We start from the raw sequence: 15489 nt of genomic DNA on the forward strand, positions 1-15489 counted from the left end.
CCCGCCACCCGGTACGGCCTCACCCCCCGTCCGGCGGGAACCCTCCCCCCGAGTGGCGGGAACGTCCCCGCGCCCCGCCGCGGACGGCGCGTCCCGCTCTACGGTCGGAGCGGTGACAATCGACAGCGACGTACGGCCGGAGCCGTGCGCAGAGGGACGGCGAGGCGGGGCGCGCGTGATCCGGGTCATGGTCGTGGACGACGAGGCGCTGGTGCGCTCCGGTTTCCAGCTCATCCTGAGCGCGGCGGACGACATCGAGGTCGTCGCGACGACGACCGGCGCGGAGGCGGTCGACACGGTACGCCGGACCGCTCCCGACGTCGTGCTGCTCGACATCCGGATGCCGGACGTGGACGGGCTGACGGTGCTGCGGGAGCTGCGCGTCCTGCCCGCGCCGCCGGTGGTGGCGATGCTGACGACCTTCGACGCCGACGAGTACATCCTCACCGCCCTGAGCTCCGGCGCGGCCGGGTTCCTGCTCAAGGACACCGAGCCCGACCAGCTCGCCCAGCTCGTACGGACCCTGGCCGCGGGCGGGGTCGTGCTGTCGCCGAAGGCGTCGCGTGCCGTGTGGCGGAGTCACCCCGGCGCGTCGGCGGCCGCCGACGACGAGGACACCGCCCGCGTCGGCCGGCTCACCGAGCGGGAGCGCGAGGTGCTCGTACTCATCGCGGAGGGGCTCTCCAACACCGAGATCGGCGCCCGGATCCATCTCAGCGCGGGCACCGTCAAGGACCACGTCAGCGCGATCCTGACCAAGCTGCGGGTCGGCAGCAGGGTGCAGGCGGCGCTGCTGGCGCAGCGGGCGGGGCTGCTCGACGCCGGACGGCGGGGCCCGGAGTCCGGGCGATGACCGCGCCCCGGGCGTGGTGGGCGCGGATCCCCGCCCCCGCGGTCGACGCCGTGGTCGTCGCGGTCGCCGTCGTCGACGTCCTGCTCAACCTGGAGGGCACCGGCCCGGTCGAGCGGGCCATGGCCGCGGTGGCCTGCGCCGCGCTCGCCGCGCGCCGCCGCTTCCCGCTCCCGGTGTTCCTTCTGGCCCTTCCCGCGAGCCTCGTGCTGGACATCGTGTTCGCCCCGTTCGCGGCGCTGTTCACGCTGGCCGAACGCTCCCGCGACCGGCGGCTGCTCGTGGTGTGCGCGGTGCTGTTCGCCGTGGCCTCCGCCGCGCCCTGGCCGCCGGCCGACCTCTCCTCGCGCGAGCGCACCTGGACGCTGGTCTACTTCTTCTACACGCTCGCCACCGCCGCCGCCCCCGTGCTCCTCGGCCAGCTCGTCCAGGCCCGCCGGGACCTGGCCCGCCGGCTCACCGAGATCGAGGAGGCGCGCGAGCACGAACGCCTCCTCCACTCCCAGGCCGTCCTCGCCCGCGAACGCGCCCAGCTCGCCCGCGAGATGCACGACGTCGTCTCCCACCAGGTGAGCCTGATCGCCGTCCAGGCCGGAGCCCTCCAGGTGGCCGCCGCCGACCCCGGCTGCCGGGACGCCGCCCGCACGATCCGCTCGCTGAGCGTGGACACCCTCGACGAACTGCGCCACATGGTCACCCTGTTGCGGGCCTCCGGGGGCCGGTCCACCGAGCTCACCCCGCAGCCCACGCTCGCCGATCTGTACCGGCTCGTCACGACCAGCGGCATCGACGCCGAACTGAGCGGCGAGCTGCCGCCGGAGGTCGGCACCACGGCCCAGCGCGCCGTGTACCGCACCGTCCAGGAAGCCCTCACCAACGTCCGCAAGCACGCCCCCGGCGCCTCGGCGACGGTCCGCCTCTGGCACACGGCCGACCGCACGGCCTTCGGCGTGACGATCACGAACACACCCCCCACCCGCCCCTCCCTCCCCCTCCCCGGCTCCCACCAAGGCCTGATCGGCCTCCGCGAACGAGCCGACCTCCTGGACGCCACGCTCGCCGCGGGGCCTACGGCCGGGGGCGGCTATGAGGTACACCTGCGGATCCCGGGGCGGTCGGACTGACGGGCGCCGGGCGTCGGGCCTCGGGCGACGGGCGTCGGGCCTCGGGCGACGGGCCTCGGGCCTCGGGCCTCGGGCCTCGGGCCTCGGGCCTCGATCGACGGGGCCTTCCGGCGGCGGGGACGGACGGGGCTGCCGTCGGCTTTCAGGCGCTCCGATCAGACCGCCGCGATCAGCCGGGAGGGCCGGTGGCGCCGCCAGGCGACCGTCAGGAAGACGGTCAGGCCGCCGACGGGCAGGCCTGGGTGCCGTCGATGGTGAAGGTGAAGCCTCCGTCGGGGGCGAAGGTGAAGTCCGAGGAACTCATCGCCGCCGTCCGCGTGGCCGCCCGCGGCGACGCCCTCATCGACCCCTCGGTGACCCGACGCCTCCTCACCCGCCTCGCCGACAGCGTCGCCCCTCCGCCCGCCTCGGCATCGGCGACGAGACGGTCGCCCACCTCCACGGCCTGGTCGAACAGTCCCCCGCACCGTCCCGCCGGGGCGGGCACGGCCGGTGGGGACGCGGCGCCGACCGGGAAGTCCGGTGAGGCGGCGTATCTCGCACCGAGCTCCCCCGCACGGACAGGGGCAGACCGCAGCAGGTGTCGGACGATCCCCGGCAGGCGCGTACGAGGTCCTCCGGGGGCCGAGCTCACGAGAGCGCTCGACCCCGCGTACACACGTCAAACCCGTCACAGGCCAACAGGCACACCGTTCGTCCAGCGGGTGCCCACCGAGGTCGCGCGGTGGCCGGGGCGAGCCGGTGCCGGGGACGCCGTGCGGTGAACGCCGCCCTGCGCAAGAGGGCGAGCTCGCCGCTCCCTGTGCCCTGTGCCCGCGGCCAGGTTCGAGCGGCGCGCCCCGTCCGTTACCGCGCCGCTCGCCGCAGAGCGGCGAGGATCTCCTCGCTCGTGCTGGCCCCGTGGAGCAGTTCCCCGTTCTCGAAGGCGAAGGTCGGCACCGAGGTGATACCGTCCCGCCTCGCGGCGGCGGCCTGAGCGCTCACCTCGGCGACGCCCTCGTCCGAAGCGAGAAAGCTCCGCACCCGGTCGCCGTCCAGGCCCGCGCTCTCCGCCAGCGCGACGAGCTCCGTGTGGTCGGCGATGTTCGCACCGTCGCGGAAGTGGGCGTCGTAGACGGCATTCGCCAATGCGGAGCGTACCGCGGCGGGATACTTCTTCGCGGCGAACCACATCAGCCGGTGCGCGGTGAGGGTGTTGACCTCGACCGTGCGGTCGAACCGGTACTCCACGCCCTCGCTCGCGCCGAGCTGAGCCATCTCCCCGAACATCGCGTCGACCTGCTCGCGGCTGCCGATCATCTCCGTCATCAGCTCCACCGTGGAGCGCGGCTCCTCGGACGCGTCGGGGCTGAGTCGGTAGGGACGGTGGACGAGTTCGATGGGCTGCTCGCCGCCGGCCGCGGCCACCGCGCGTTCGAACCGGCGCATGCCGAGGCGGCACCAGGCGCACGCGAAGTCCGCGTAGACCTCAACCTTCATGGTCTGCCCTTTCGCACACTCGTACGGTCAGACCGCCGACGCCTGGGCGCGCAGCGGCTTCAGGGCGCCGGACCACGCGATGACCTCGTCCAGCATCTTGTGGAGGGCGGGCTCCTGCTGCGGGCCGGGGGTGACGGTGCCCGGGTCGAGCGGGTTGGTCGGGTCGGAGAACGTGAAGTCGGTGAAGATCTGCAGGCCGACCGCGGTGGCCACGTCGGCGACCTTCACCTCGGCCAGCGTGGTCCGCAGGTGCTCGACGGCTCGCAGGCCGCCCTGGGTGCCGTAGCTGACGAAGCCCGCGGCCTTGTTCGACCACTCGTGGTAGAGGAAGTCGATCGCGTTCTTGAGCGAGGCCGGCACGGACCGGTTGTACTCGGGGGTCACGAAGACGAAGCCGTCGTACGAGGTGATCGTCCGCGCCCACTTCTGGGTGTGCTCGTTGCCGTACTGCCCGAACGCGGCCGGCACGGCCTCGTCGAGCAGCGGAAGCTTGAACTCGGCGATGTCCACGATCTCGACGGTGGCGTCACCGGCCTTGACGGCCTCGTGGCGGCCGGCGGCCTCCTGGACCCACTGAGCCACGCCGGCTCCGCGGCGGCCGGGGCGGGTGCTGCCGATGATGACGGCGATCCGGGTCATGTCGTTCTTCCTGTTCTCGTGTCGGTGCTGTTCGTTGGGTACGGGGACCGGGTTCGCGTGGGGGTCAGGCGAAACCGTCGTAGGAACCGGCGTCGTGGAGCTCGATCAGGCGAGGCGGCTCGACACAGCGGGCGTCGAGGGTCGCGCGGAAGAGCCCGAATGCGGGGAGCGTGGCGAGCGGTCCCGCCCCACGCCCCTCGGTCTCCACGAAGTCGACGAAGGTGACCTTGTCGTCGAGCTGATAGCTGACGTGCTTCAGGCCCGGCGGACGCAGCGCGTTCATCTCCTCGTACGCGGCGGAGAGGAGCTTCAGGTTCCGCTCCACCTGATCGGGCTTGAGCTTGTAGCGGATCATCACCCGCATCACGGGGTCCTTTCGATCAGGGAAAGCGACTTTCGCCGGACAGGCTGTCTTCCACTTTCACTGGACATCCTGTCTTTCACGAGACGAGCTGTCAAGCCAATGTTAGGATCGGGCCCATGGCACATCGGAAGTACGAGCAGCGGCTACGCGCCGAGGCCGCGGAAGAGACCCGGCGGCGCATCCTCGACGCGCTGTACGAGCGCCTGCGCACGACACCCTCCGAGCCGGTCAGCGTCGACCGGATCGCCAAGGCGGCAGGCGTGTCACGCTCGACCGTCTATCTGGTCTTCGGATCCCGGGCGGGACTCTTCGACGCCCTGGGCGGAGACCTGCTGCACCGCGGCGGATTCACCGAGATGGTCCGGGCGGTGCTCCAGCCGGACGCGCTCGCCGGCCTGCGCGACGGCATCCGCGGCAATGTCGCGATGTACGCCGCCCACCGGGACGTGCTGCGCGCCCTCTACTCCATGGCCCAACTCGCCGCCGACGCGGTCGGCGGCGCGGTCCAGCGCCTGGAGGAGGGCCGGGCCCGCGGGATGAACGACCTCGCCCTGCGACTGGCCGCACAGGGGGCGCTGCGTCCGGACGTCACCGCCGACGAAGCCGCCGCCGTGTTGTGGCTGGTCTCCGGCTTCGACAGCTTCGACCTGCTCTACACGGGTCGGGGTCTGGGCCCCGACGCGGTCGCCGCCACCCTGGTGGCGACCGCGGAACGCACCCTGTGCCCTTGAACCGGGCCGATGCCTAGTAGGGGCCCATGAAGCCTGCGGCGACGTCGGACAGCGCGGGCAGCGAGCCCGCCACGTCGTCGCACACCTTCAGGCAGGCGTCGACGATGCCCTGTGCCCCCGGGTGGAAGGCCTCCTCCAGCGGCCGGGACACCGGCGCGGGACTGTCCGGCAGCGTCACCCGGCTCACCGGCGCGAGGAGCGCCTGCGGGATCTGCTCGGCGACGACCGCGGCCACCTCCGCGGCGAAGCCGTAGCGGGCCCAACTGGTGTCCGCGACGACCAGGCGGCCGGTCTTCGCCACGGACTCGCAGATGATGCCCTCGTCCAACGGCCGGATGCTGCGGACGTCGACCACCTCCACGCTGATGCCCCGCCGGGCCAACTGTTCGGCCGCGCGCTCCGCCTCGTGCACCATCAGGGAGGCGGCGACCACGGTGACATCGGTGCCGCGCCGGGCGTACCGACCGACACCGAACGGGACCGGGGTGGCCTCCTCGGGAACCTCGCCGGTCAGCGGATACAGGTTCCGGTTCTCGATCAACACCACCGGGGCGTCGCCGGTCAGTGCCTGCACCAGCATGCCCTTGGCGTCGGCAGGCGACGCGGGCGTGGCCACGTGCAGCCCGGCGTAGTGCGCGAAGGTGGCGTGCGGGCTCTGCGAGTGGGTCGCGCCCTGCCCCCAGCCGCGGCCGACCACACCGCGGGTCACCACGGGCACCCCGCCCTTGTCGCCCCCGTACATGTACCGCCACTTGGCGGCCAGGTTCACCAGTGGGTCGAGGGCCAGGAACATGAAGTCCGCGCGGGTGTGCACCACCAGCGGCCGGTGCCCCGCGGCGGCCGCGCCGATGGCGATGCCGGCCGTGGCGTTCTCCGAGTTCGGCACGTCGATGACCCGCTTGGCGCCGAACCGGTCGAACGCCTCTTTCGTGGTGCCGAAGGTGCCCTTGACGTCATCGACGCCCTCTCCCGCGATGAAGATCTTCTCGTCGGCCTCCATGCACTGCACGGTGGCCTCGCTGATGGCCTGCCAGTACGTCAACGTGCGCATGTCCGGTGTGTTCTCCTGTCGAGTGGGGTTGCAGGTCAGTGGGTCACGGGCGCGTAGGCGCCGTCGAGCAGCCGGTCGACCTCCGGGAAGGGCCGCTCCTTGGCATACGCGACCGCTGCCTGGATCTCGTCGTGGAACTGCACCCGCCAGCCGGCCACCATCGCGTCGATCTCCGGCTCCTGCTCACGCAGCGCGTCCGCGGCGCGGACGATCGGGCACCCTGCCATCCAGGAGTCGATCTCCTCCTGGGTCCGGTAACCGTGGTCGGCGTCCCAGCCCGGGCCGACGTGCTCCCGCCAGCGGTACGTCGCCAGCTCCAGCAGAACCGGGCCGTCACCCTCCCTGCACTGCAGCACCGCCTTCTCGGCCGCCTCCTTGACGGCGAACACGTCGTTGCCGTCCACGGCCAGGGACGTCACGCCGGCCGCCTCGGCCCGGCGCGTGATCGACGTCCCGCCGGGCTGGCGCGCGCTCAACGGCGAGGAGATCGAATACAGGTTGTTCTCGCAGACGAAGACAACAGGAATCCGGTGTACCGCCGCGAAGTTCAGGGACTCGGCGAAGACGCCCTCCTCCGTGGAGCCGTCCCCGAAGAAGGTGAGGGCGACACGCGGTTCGTTGGCCCGGGCGAAGGCCCAGGCGGAGCCGACCGCCACCGGAATCATCTCGCCGAGGATGGCCGCGGAGCCGGCGAAACCCACCGACTGGTCGACCAGGTGGATCGAACCGCCGCGGCCGTGTGCGCAGCCGTCCTGCTTGCCGTACAGCTCGGCCACCATCGCCTTCAGGTCGCCGCCCTTGGCGAGGTACGGGGCGTGCGAGCGGTGCGCGGCATAGACCCAGTCCTCGGGCCTGGTCGCCCCGCAGACGCCGACCGCGCTCGCCTCCTGTCCGATGGAGAAGTGGGTGGGCGTGCGCATCTCCTGCTCGTCGCGGTAGTAGTCGGCGAGGACTTCCTCCACCACGCGGATGCGCACCATGTCACGGACCAGCCGGGCGCGGTCGGACAGCATCGTCGGGCCTCCTTGCAAGGGTGTGTCGTACGGGAACGTCATCAGGGGGAAACGGGGCGGGCGGACGGGGTCACAACTTGGCGTCCAGCTCCCGGCAGAGCGCGTAGTCGGCGAGCATCCCGCGCTCCAGGGCCTCGGCCAGGGAAGGGGCGGCGAGGTCCCGGTCCGACTGGACCAGCTCGACATCCTCGGGGAAGGCCAGGCCGATCTCGGGGTCGAGCGGATTCATCGCGTACTCGTTCTCCGGCACGTACCCCTCGGACATCACGTACACGGCCATCGAGTCGTCCGCGAGGGACAGGAACGCGTGCCCCACCCCCACCGGGACGTACAGCGCGCGGGCGGTGTCGGCGCCGAGCCGGGTCGTGATCCACTTGCCGAACGTCGGGGAGCCGACGCGCAGGTCGATCAGGTAGTCCTGCAACTGCCCGTACGGGCAGTAGACGTACTTGGCCATGCCCGGCGGCGTGGCGGTGAAGTGGATGCCCCGCAGCACGCCCCGGGAGGAGAGGTTGTGGCTCACCTGCTGCACCTGGAACAGAGGCTTGCCCAGGGTCTCGGCGAAGGCTGCGCCCTGGAAGGGCGAGGCGAACAGACCGCGGCGGTCCTTGAACACGGGGGGCGTGAACGCGAAGGCGCCGTCGATGTCCAGTGCGTGTACGTCCACGGCCCTCACTCACCCCGTCCGGTCGTCGAAGGAAGGCCGTGCTTGACGGACTTCCACCAGTTCGGGTTGTCCCGGTACCAGGCGACGGTCTCGGCGAGACCGTCGTCGAACGCGATGCGCGGCGCGTAGCCGAGTTCCTCGCGGATCTTGCTGTCGTCGAGGCAGTAGCGCAGGTCATGGCCCTTGCGGTCGGCGACGAAGCGGATCATCGAGGAGTCCGCGCCGCAGCTGTCCAGGATGCGCTCGGTCAGCTCCATGTTCGTGTGCTCGCTGCCGCTGCCGACGTTGTAGATCTCGCCGGCCCGGCCCCGGGTGAGCACCAGGTGGACGGCCCGGCAGTGGTCGTCGACGTGCAGCCACTCCCGCCGGTTGGCCCCGTCGCCGTAGACCGGGACGGGCTTGCCCTCCAACAGGTTGGTGACGAACCGTGGGATCAGTTTCTCGGGGTGCTGGTAGGGGCCGTAGTTGTTGGAGCAGCGCGTGATCGACACGTTCAGGCCATGGGTGCGCCAGTACGACCGGGCGATGAGGTCGGAGCTCGCTTTGGAGGCCGCGTACGGGGAGTTGGGCAGCAGGGGGAAGCCCTCGGTCCACGCCCCCTCGTCGATCGAGCCGTACACCTCGTCGGTGGAGACGTGCACGACGCGCCCGACGCCCGTTCGCAGGGCGGCCTCCAGCAGGGCCTGCGTGCCCAGCACGTTGGTGCGGACGAACTCCGCGGCGCTCTCCAAAGAGCGGTCCACGTGCGACTCGGCCGCGAAGTGGACAACCGTGTCGTGGCCCGGCAGCAGGTCCAGCAGGAGCTGAAGATCGCAGACGTCGCCCCGAACGAAGCGGAGCCGGTCGTCCGCGGCGGGCAGGTTGGCCCGGTTGCCGGCGTAGGTCAGTTTGTCCAGGACGGTGACGAGGACGTCCTCGGCGGGGCCGTAGGCGCCCGCCAGCACGGAGCGTACGTAGTGCGAGCCGATGAAACCGGCGCCGCCGGTGACCAGAACCTTCATGACATCTCCCCGATCAGTGCCGTCAGCCGGCCGATCACGCTGCTCGGCGCCGGCATCTCCCTCATCTCCAGTGAGACCTCCCGGCTCGCCTTGGCGAAGGCCGGATCGCGCAGCAGGCCCCCGACGGCGCGGCCGACGGCCGCCGCGGTGACCGGCTGTGAGCCGGGCGCGCCCAGCACCGTCCCCGCGCCGCGCGCCTCGGCCACCCGGCCGTTGGCTGCGCTCTCCGGGCCGGTCAGCGGGATCACCAACTGCGGGACGGCCGCGTCGAACGCAGCGTAGGTGGTGCCCATGCCGCCGTGGTGGACGATGCCGGCGCAGGTGGCCAGCAGGGCGTTCAGCGGCACCCAGTCCTCGAGCCGCACATGCTCCAGCGGCAGCGAGTCCAGCGCGGGCAGTTGCGCGCCGCCGGTCGTGACGACCAGCTCGATGCCCAGGTCCGCGGTACCGAGCACGATCTCCCGCAGCAGCGCCCCGTCCCCGTAGACGGCGGAGAGCGAGCCGAGCGTCACGGCCACCCGCGGGCGCCCGGCGGGCTCCAGCAGCCAGGCCGGCAGTTCGGTGCCGCCGTTGTACGGGGTGTAGCGCATCGGCAGCGTGTGGGGCACCACCGCACGCGGGTGGGGCGGTACCAGGGACGGCGGGCACAGGTCGACGGAGACGTCCGCCTCCACGAGCCCCTTGACGCCGAGCCGCTCGGCCACCGGCGCCGCGTACCCGAGAGCGGGTCCGAAGGTGGCGCGCGGGGTGCCGATACCGTGCAGGATCGCGGGGATGCCGACGGCGCGGGCCGCGAGCAGACCACCCACGTGGTTGGCGGGATACACCAGGGCGTCCGCGCCCCACGCCTTCGCCGTCCCGACGAGGTGGTCCACCATGCGCGCGCCGACCTCGCCGAAGACCGAGGCCACGTAGGCGACGAGTTCCTCGCTCGGCCGCTCCTCGGCCATGGGGGCCTCGGTCGCCCTGCGCACCAGCTCCTCGTAGGGCGCCGCAGCCTCCGGGTCGGCCGCGACCGTCTGCAGACCGGCGTGGTTCGCGACGCGCAGCGCGGGGTCTCCGGCGACCACGAGGACCTCGTGTCCGGCTGCCAGGGCGGCGTGGGCGAGCGGAACCAGCGGGAGCATGTACGAGGTTCCTGGGATGGTGGTGAACAAAAGACGCATGTCTTCTCTCCGGCTCAGGGGGGAGGGGGCTGCGAGGGGATCGTCACGGGCGAATGTCTCCGGTCAGCCGGCCGCCGCCACCTCCATCACGTACCTGCCGTAGGGGGACTTGGCGAGCTGGGTGCCCAGGCGCAGGCAGGTCTCGCGGTCGATGAGGCCCATGCGCCAGGCGATCTCCTCGATGCAGGCGAGCCGCACGCCCTGCCGGTGCTCGAGGATCTGCACGTACTGGCCGGCCTCGGTGAGCGTGTCGTGGGTTCCGGCGTCCAGCCATACGAAGCCGCGCCCGAGGGAGACGAGGTCCGCCTTGCCGCGCTCCAGGTAGACCCGGTTGATGTCCGTGATCTCCAGCTCGCCGCGTGCGGAGGGCGTGAGGTTCTTCGCGATGTCCACGACCTCGTTGTCGTAGAAGTACAGACCGGTGATGGCCAGGTTGGAGCGTGGCCGCTCGGGCTTCTCGTCGATGGACAGCAACCTGCCGTTCCCGTCGACCTCGCCGACCCCGTAGCGCTCGGGGTCGCTCACCGGGTAGCCGAACAGAACGCAGCCGTCGACGTCCTCGGCCTTGCGCTGGAGCAGATTGCTGAATCCGGGGCCGTGGAAGATGTTGTCGCCGAGCACCAGGGCCACGGAGTCGTCGCCCACGTGGTCGGCGCCGATGATGAACGCCTCGGCCAGGCCCCGGGGTTCGGTCTGCACCGCGTAGCTCAGCCTGAGGCCGACGTGTGCGCCGTCGCCCAGCAGACGCTGGAAGTTCTCGATGTCGTCGGGTGCCGAGATGATCTGGATCTCGGTGATGCCCGCGAGCATCAGGACCGACAGAGGGTAGTAGATCAGCGGCTTGTCGTAGACCGGCAGCAGCTGCTTGGACATGCCAAGAGTGATCGGATGCAGCCGGGTTCCATGACCGCCGGCCAGGATGATTCCCTTCACGCCCATGTCTCCATTCGGGGGTTCTGGCCATTCGCCGGAGGTTCCGGAGCAACCCGGGGGATCTCGTCCGCGGGAGTGCGGCACGGCACGCGTCGCCCGGGGGTCCGCGGCGGGGCCCGAAGCGGGCCCGCGGGACACCTCACCGGACCCTGCGATCAAGCCTCTTCGGCCCCGGTCCGCCGTTCAAGACGCCCGGTTTCAGGATTGGGTCAGGTTTTCCACGGCCCGGGCAGATGCGTCGGGCGTTGGCCAGGTGAGTGTCAGAAGTCCGTCAGGCGGGCCGTGTGCCGACCCTGCGGACCGCGTCCAGCAGTTCGGCCTGCCGCAGCGGCGCCGCACGGTCGTAGGCGGGCCCGGCGCCGGAGCGGACGGACGCGACGAACGCGGCAACCGTGGCGGCCACCTGGTCCTCCGGGGCCAGGCGGATCTCCTCGGTGCGGGACCGTCGTTCGAGCCGGATGATCGGCGTGAAGTCGGCGGGTGGGGTGTACGCGCGGTCCACCACCATCCGGCCCTCGCTGCCCCACAGCTCGTACGAGGCCCGGTACGCGTGGTCCATCCCGAAGGCGACCTGCACGCCGACACCCCCGGGGGTGCGCAGCAGGGCGGTTCCCGCGGTCTCGACGAGCCGTCCGGCACCGCGGTGGAGGTGCGCGCCGAGGACCTCCAGTTCGTCGCCGAGGAAGTACAGGGCGGCCCGCAGCGGGTAGACGCCCACGTCCCACAGGGCCCCGCCGCCGAGTTCGGGGTCGTGGCGGATGTCGTTGTCGGGCAGCCGGGGGATGCCGAACACCGCCTGGAAGGAGCGCAGTTCACCGATCGCGCCATCCGCCATCAGGTCGCGGACGGTCCGGTGCAGGCCGTGATGGACGAACATGACGTTCTCCATCAGCCCCAAGCCCGCGTTCCCGGCCAGTTCGAGCAGTCGGCGGGTCTCGTCGGGATCGAGGGTGAGCGGCTTTTCGGCGAGGACGTGCTTGCCCGCGCGCAGCGCCGCACCGGTCCACTCGGCGTGCAGCGCCGCCGGCACCGGCGCGTACACCGCGTCGACGTCCTCGCGGCCCAGCAGCTCGCCGTATCCCTCGACGGCGGCGGCCCCGTAGGGTGCGGCGCTCTTCTCCGCCTTGGCCCGGTCCCGGCTCGCGACGGCCGTGACGACCACGTCGGGGTGGGCGGCCATCGCCGGCAGCATGCGGCGGACGGCGATGTCCGCGCAGCCGAGGACACCGATCCGCAGGGCGTCGCTCATCGGCGCACCACCGTCGCGTTCAGGCAGGCCAGCAGGGTGCGGGCCTGGACGTTCAGGTAGTGGCCGTGCCGGGTGAGGGACGTCAGCTGGGCCGGGGTGACCCAGGCGTACCCGGCCGGCGGGTCCTGCGGTGCCTCCTTCTCGGTCGCCTCGACGAGCAGGTACCGGCTCTCGGCGTTGAGGAACCTGCCGCCCTCCTCCGAGTGCACCGCCTCGTAGCGGACCCGGGAGGGATCGGCGGCGAGCACGCTGTCGAGGAAGGCGGGGCGCTCGGCGGCCGTCAGGCCGTCGTAGTTCTCCGGGGTGTACTGGACGGTCGGGGCCAGTTCGACGGTGTCCAGCAGGCCGCCCTCCACCCGCGCGTGCACCAGGACGTGCTGGACGCCGCCGAAGCCGCGGGTCAGGAAGGCGGTGACGCCGCGACCGACCGGCTCGATGAGGGGCTGCGTCCAGCGGGTCACCTCCCGGTTGCCGGCCTGGGCAGCGACGGCGACGACGTGGAAGTAGCGGCCCTCCTCGTGCGCGATGGCGTCCACGCCGCGCTTCCAGCCGGGCAGGTCGGCCAGCGGGACACGGCGGGCGCGCACATGGTGGCGGGAGCGTTCGTTCGTGAACCAGGACAGCAGCTGCGCGTCGGACAGCAGCGCGTCCGGGGTGGTGTCCGCGTGGGGCAGGCAGGACAGCACGGTCCGCGCGTCCATGTTGATCAGGTTGTCCGCGTGGAGGAGCTCGCCGATCTGGCCGAGGGTGAGCCAGCAGAAGTCGTCGAGCAGCGGCACCTCGTCGACGGCCTCGACGATCATGTTGCGGTTGGACTTCCGGTAGAACCAGGCGCCGTGCTCCGACTGGAGGGAGTCGGCGACGACCCGGCTGCGGCGCGCGGACGTGAAGTACTCGATGTACTTCACGTCCGCGCCTTGGTGGGCCTTGGTGTAGTTGCTGCGGGTGGCCTGCACCGTCGGGGAGAGCTGGAGCAGGTTGGGGTTGCCGGGCTCCATCTTGGCCTGCATCAGGAAGTGCAGGACGCCGTCGATCTCCTTGGCCAGGATGCCGAGGATGCCGATCTCCGGCTGCTTGATGATCGGCTGGTGCCACTCCTGGTAGGGGCCGTCGCCCCAGGGGGCCGCCTCCTCCACCACGTGCAGGCCCTCCACGGTGAAGAACCGGCCGCTGCGGTGGACCAGGTTGCCTGTGCCCTCCGCGAAGGACCAGCCGTCGAGCTCGGCGAACGGAATGCGGTCGACACGGAAGGTGTTGGCTCGGCGGCGTTCGTCGAGCCAGGCGTGGAAGTCCTCGGTCCGCAGGCGCGCGCCCTCGGTGGTCGCGGCCGACAGGGCCAGGCGGCCGGTCAGGTCCGCGGACCCGCGCGGGCGCACGGGGTATCCGGTGATCATTCCGGCCGGCTGAACCGGTTGAGGCGACATCGTCAAGGTCCTTTGCAGAAGGGACGGGGTCAGGAGTGGCGCAGGTCCGGGTCTCCGGCGCTCCACACCAGGTCGAAGACGAAGCGGCGGATCCGCCAGCCTGCGGGGGTACGCACCGCCTCGGCCTCGTAGTGGCCGCCTATGTCGAAGTGGGCGGTCGGCTCCTCGCCCCGCTTCACGTGGACCGCGGTCAGGTGTGCCCGGACGCCGGCGCGGTCGCCGTCGAGCTCGATGGTGTAGTTCGAGCCGATGTGGTGGGTGCGCTCGAAGGTCGTACGGGCCATCCGCTGGAAGTCGGCGAGGCCTTCGACCCCCTTGTACTCGCCCATGGGGAAGGTGAGGTGGACGTCGTCGGTGAAGACCGCGTCGAACCAGTCGTCGTTGTGCCGGTCCTTGTCGAGGTGGCGGACGTAGCGGTCGCACAGTTCGGCGATCGCGGCCCGGTCGCTGAGCAGTCGGACCTGGGTGGTGAGGGCGGCGAGGGCGGTGGTGTCGTCGTGGGACATGAGGCTTCCTTCTCTGGTCGGAGGGGTTTTCAGGCGCCAGCGCGCCAGGTGCGCGGTCCGTCGAAGCCGACGGCGCGCTCCGGCCGGCGCCAGCCGGCCCGGGCGGGGCGGGACGGGGCGTCCTGCGCCGCGGAGTCGGCGGCGGCCACGCGGGCGAGCAGCACCGTGCTGAGGGCGGCCAGTTCCTCGGGGGTCACCGACCCCCTCTCCACCCGGAACAGCCGGGGGAGCGTCTGTGCGGTCATCTCTCGGGCACCTTTCCGTCGGGGGTCACTGCGGAGGGTTGCCGTGCTTGCGGCGTGGCAGTTCGGCGTCCTTGGCGGAGAGCATCGCGACCGCCTTGCAGAGCACCGCTCGGGTGTCGCGGGGGTCGATGACGTCGTCTACGAGCCCGCGCTCGGCCGCGTAGTAGGGGTGGACCAGCTCGGTCCTGTACTCGTCGATCTTCTGCCTGCGCATCGCCTCGGGGTCTTCGGCGGCCGCGATCTCCCGGCGGAAGACCACGTTGGCGGCGCCCTCGGCGCCCATGACCGCGATCTCGTTGGTGGGCCAGGCCAGGGCGATGTCGGCGCCGATCGAGCGGGAGTCCATGACGATGTACGCGCCGCCGTAGGCCTTGCGCAGCACCACGGAGACCCGCGGCACGGTCGCGTTGCAGTACGCGTACAGCAACTTGGCGCCGCGCCGGATGATGCCGTCGTGCTCCTGGTCGACGCCGGGCAGGAAGCCGGGCACGTCGATCAGGGTGATCAGCGGGATGTTGAAGGAGTCACAGAACTGGACGAACCGCGCCCCCTTCTCGCTGGCCTTGATGTCGAGGACCCCGGCCAGGGCAGCGGGCTGGTTGGCGACGATGCCCACCACGTGGCCGTCGAGCCGGGCCAGCGCGCACACCAGGTTGGGCGCCCAGGTGGCGTGCACCTCCATGAACTCGCCGTCGTCGACCAGATCCTCGATCACCCCGCGGATGTCGTACGAGCGGTTGCCGTCGACCGGCACGAGGTCGAGCAGGGCGTCACCGCTGCGGTCGACCGGGTCCCCGCCACGCAGCGTCGGCGGCAGCTCCCGGTTGTTCTGCGGCAGCATCGACAGCAGGTAGCGCACCTCGGCGAGGCAGGTCTCCTCGTCGTCGTAGACGAAGTGCGCGACGCCCGAGACGCCTGCGTGCACATCGGCGCCGCCGAGCCCGTTCTGGGAGATCTCCTCGCCGGTGACCGCCTTGACGACGTCCGGGCCGGTGATGAACATCTGCGAGGTCTCGCGGACCATGAACACGAAGTCCGTCAGTGCGG

17 protein-coding genes and 1 pseudogene are annotated in these 15489 nt (G+C 71.6%); 4 read left to right on the plus strand and 14 right to left on the minus strand.

Going from position 1 to position 15489, the window contains the following annotated elements; translation table 11 throughout:
* Positions 1 to 187: 187 nt before the first annotated feature.
* From ABZ464_RS49155 to ABZ464_RS49165, 3 genes and pseudogenes are all read left to right on the plus strand, one after another.
* Positions 188 to 853: a response regulator transcription factor gene (locus ABZ464_RS49155; RefSeq protein WP_359288993.1), complete on the plus strand. Its 666-nt coding sequence runs from the start codon at positions 188 to 190 to the stop codon at positions 851 to 853.
* Positions 850 to 1974 carry a histidine kinase gene (locus tag ABZ464_RS49160; RefSeq protein ID WP_359288963.1) on the plus strand — a complete coding sequence of 375 codons (1125 nt, stop codon included), beginning with the start codon at positions 850 to 852 and terminating at the stop codon, positions 1972 to 1974. Before ABZ464_RS49155 ends, ABZ464_RS49160 begins: the two co-directional genes overlap by 4 nt.
* 293 nt (positions 1975 to 2267) lie before the next feature.
* A pseudogene (locus ABZ464_RS49165) lies at positions 2268 to 2345 on the plus strand (DNA-binding response regulator); the annotation flags it as partial.
* A 475-nt stretch (positions 2346 to 2820) separates the two neighbouring features.
* Here ABZ464_RS49165 and ABZ464_RS49170 read toward each other — a convergent pair.
* The 3 genes from ABZ464_RS49170 to ABZ464_RS49180 form a co-directional block, all read right to left on the minus strand.
* Positions 2821 to 3453, minus strand: coding sequence for a DsbA family oxidoreductase (locus ABZ464_RS49170; protein ID WP_359288964.1), 633 nt, complete (start codon positions 3451 to 3453; stop codon positions 2821 to 2823).
* A 27-nt stretch (positions 3454 to 3480) separates the two neighbouring features.
* Positions 3481 to 4092 (minus strand): NAD(P)H-dependent oxidoreductase, encoded by a 612-nt coding sequence (locus ABZ464_RS49175; protein ID WP_359288966.1) that lies wholly within the window; start codon positions 4090 to 4092, stop codon positions 3481 to 3483.
* 64 nt (positions 4093 to 4156) lie between these two features.
* The gene (locus ABZ464_RS49180) at positions 4157 to 4456 is read right to left on the minus strand and encodes a hypothetical protein (protein WP_359288968.1); all 300 of its coding nucleotides are present in this window, start codon (positions 4454 to 4456) and stop codon (positions 4157 to 4159) included.
* A 116-nt stretch (positions 4457 to 4572) separates the two neighbouring features.
* Here ABZ464_RS49180 and ABZ464_RS49185 point away from each other — a divergent pair, with 116 nt between their 5' ends.
* Positions 4573 to 5187: a TetR/AcrR family transcriptional regulator gene (locus ABZ464_RS49185; protein WP_359288970.1), complete on the plus strand. Its 615-nt coding sequence runs from the start codon at positions 4573 to 4575 to the stop codon at positions 5185 to 5187.
* 13 nt (positions 5188 to 5200) lie between these two features.
* Here ABZ464_RS49185 and ABZ464_RS49190 read toward each other — a convergent pair whose 3' ends face one another.
* From ABZ464_RS49190 to ABZ464_RS49240, 11 genes are all read right to left on the minus strand, one after another.
* A complete protein-coding gene (locus tag ABZ464_RS49190; RefSeq protein ID WP_359288972.1) occupies positions 5201 to 6238 on the minus strand; it encodes a transketolase C-terminal domain-containing protein in 1038 nt (345 codons plus the stop codon).
* Positions 6239 to 6273: 35 nt separating this feature from the next.
* Positions 6274 to 7251, minus strand: a complete 978-nt coding sequence (locus tag ABZ464_RS49195) for a thiamine pyrophosphate-dependent dehydrogenase E1 component subunit alpha (RefSeq protein WP_359288974.1) — start codon at positions 7249 to 7251, stop codon at positions 6274 to 6276.
* Between the two features lie 70 nt (positions 7252 to 7321).
* Complete coding sequence (locus tag ABZ464_RS49200; protein WP_359288976.1) at positions 7322 to 7918, minus strand: dTDP-4-dehydrorhamnose 3,5-epimerase family protein; 597 nt, start codon at positions 7916 to 7918, stop codon at positions 7322 to 7324.
* 5 nt (positions 7919 to 7923) lie between these two features.
* Positions 7924 to 8919: a dTDP-glucose 4,6-dehydratase gene (gene rfbB, locus ABZ464_RS49205; protein ID WP_359288978.1), complete on the minus strand. Its 996-nt coding sequence runs from the start codon at positions 8917 to 8919 to the stop codon at positions 7924 to 7926.
* On the minus strand, positions 8916 to 10046 hold the full coding sequence (locus tag ABZ464_RS49210; RefSeq protein WP_359288980.1) for a nucleotide disphospho-sugar-binding domain-containing protein: 1131 nt from the start codon (positions 10044 to 10046) through the stop codon (positions 8916 to 8918). The genes rfbB and ABZ464_RS49210 overlap by 4 nt, the downstream gene beginning before the upstream one ends.
* Positions 10047 to 10148: 102 nt before the next feature.
* On the minus strand, positions 10149 to 11018 hold the full coding sequence (gene rfbA, locus ABZ464_RS49215) for a glucose-1-phosphate thymidylyltransferase RfbA (RefSeq protein ID WP_359288982.1): 870 nt from the start codon (positions 11016 to 11018) through the stop codon (positions 10149 to 10151).
* 271 nt (positions 11019 to 11289) lie between these two features.
* A complete protein-coding gene (locus ABZ464_RS49220; protein WP_359288984.1) occupies positions 11290 to 12267 on the minus strand; it encodes a Gfo/Idh/MocA family oxidoreductase in 978 nt (325 codons plus the stop codon).
* Positions 12264 to 13661, minus strand: a complete 1398-nt coding sequence (locus ABZ464_RS49225) for an NDP-hexose 2,3-dehydratase family protein (RefSeq protein WP_359288995.1) — start codon at positions 13659 to 13661, stop codon at positions 12264 to 12266. The genes ABZ464_RS49220 and ABZ464_RS49225 overlap by 4 nt, the downstream gene beginning before the upstream one ends.
* Before the next feature lie 59 nt (positions 13662 to 13720).
* A complete protein-coding gene (locus ABZ464_RS49230) occupies positions 13721 to 14197 on the minus strand; it encodes a nuclear transport factor 2 family protein (RefSeq protein ID WP_359288986.1) in 477 nt (158 codons plus the stop codon).
* 29 nt (positions 14198 to 14226) lie between these two features.
* Positions 14227 to 14442, minus strand: coding sequence for an acyl-CoA carboxylase subunit epsilon (locus ABZ464_RS49235; RefSeq protein ID WP_359288988.1), 216 nt, complete (start codon positions 14440 to 14442; stop codon positions 14227 to 14229).
* Positions 14443 to 14467: 25 nt separating this feature from the next.
* Positions 14468 to 15489, minus strand: a 1022-nt coding sequence (locus ABZ464_RS49240; RefSeq protein WP_359288990.1) for a carboxyl transferase domain-containing protein, incomplete at its 5' end; no start/stop codon positions are given.

Origin of the sequence: Streptomyces sp. NPDC005820, assembly GCF_040630255.1 — a bacterium.
Classification (GTDB): Bacteria; Actinomycetota; Actinomycetes; order Streptomycetales; family Streptomycetaceae; genus Streptomyces.

Excerpts from the sequence above, each read along its gene's own strand:
- ABZ464_RS49155 (WP_359288993.1), top strand. The coding sequence starts at position 188 with ATGGTCGTGGACGACGAGGCGCTGGTGCGCTCCGGTTTCCAGCTCATC.
- ABZ464_RS49160 (WP_359288963.1), top strand. The coding sequence starts at position 850 with ATGACCGCGCCCCGGGCGTGGTGGGCGCGGATCCCCGCCCCCGCGGTC.
- ABZ464_RS49170 (WP_359288964.1), bottom strand. The coding sequence starts at position 3,453 with ATGAAGGTTGAGGTCTACGCGGACTTCGCGTGCGCCTGGTGCCGCCTC.
- ABZ464_RS49175 (WP_359288966.1), bottom strand. The coding sequence starts at position 4,092 with ATGACCCGGATCGCCGTCATCATCGGCAGCACCCGCCCCGGCCGCCGC.
- ABZ464_RS49180 (WP_359288968.1), bottom strand. The coding sequence starts at position 4,456 with ATGCGGGTGATGATCCGCTACAAGCTCAAGCCCGATCAGGTGGAGCGG.
- ABZ464_RS49185 (WP_359288970.1), top strand. The coding sequence starts at position 4,573 with ATGGCACATCGGAAGTACGAGCAGCGGCTACGCGCCGAGGCCGCGGAA.
- ABZ464_RS49190 (WP_359288972.1), bottom strand. The coding sequence starts at position 6,238 with ATGCGCACGTTGACGTACTGGCAGGCCATCAGCGAGGCCACCGTGCAG.
- ABZ464_RS49195 (WP_359288974.1), bottom strand. The coding sequence starts at position 7,251 with ATGCTGTCCGACCGCGCCCGGCTGGTCCGTGACATGGTGCGCATCCGC.
- rfbB (WP_359288978.1), bottom strand. The coding sequence starts at position 8,919 with ATGAAGGTTCTGGTCACCGGCGGCGCCGGTTTCATCGGCTCGCACTAC.
- ABZ464_RS49210 (WP_359288980.1), bottom strand. The coding sequence starts at position 10,046 with ATGCTCCCGCTGGTTCCGCTCGCCCACGCCGCCCTGGCAGCCGGACAC.
- ABZ464_RS49220 (WP_359288984.1), bottom strand. The coding sequence starts at position 12,267 with ATGAGCGACGCCCTGCGGATCGGTGTCCTCGGCTGCGCGGACATCGCC.
- ABZ464_RS49225 (WP_359288995.1), bottom strand. The coding sequence starts at position 13,661 with ATGATCACCGGATACCCCGTGCGCCCGCGCGGGTCCGCGGACCTGACC.
- ABZ464_RS49230 (WP_359288986.1), bottom strand. The coding sequence starts at position 14,197 with ATGTCCCACGACGACACCACCGCCCTCGCCGCCCTCACCACCCAGGTC.
- ABZ464_RS49235 (WP_359288988.1), bottom strand. The coding sequence starts at position 14,442 with ATGACCGCACAGACGCTCCCCCGGCTGTTCCGGGTGGAGAGGGGGTCG.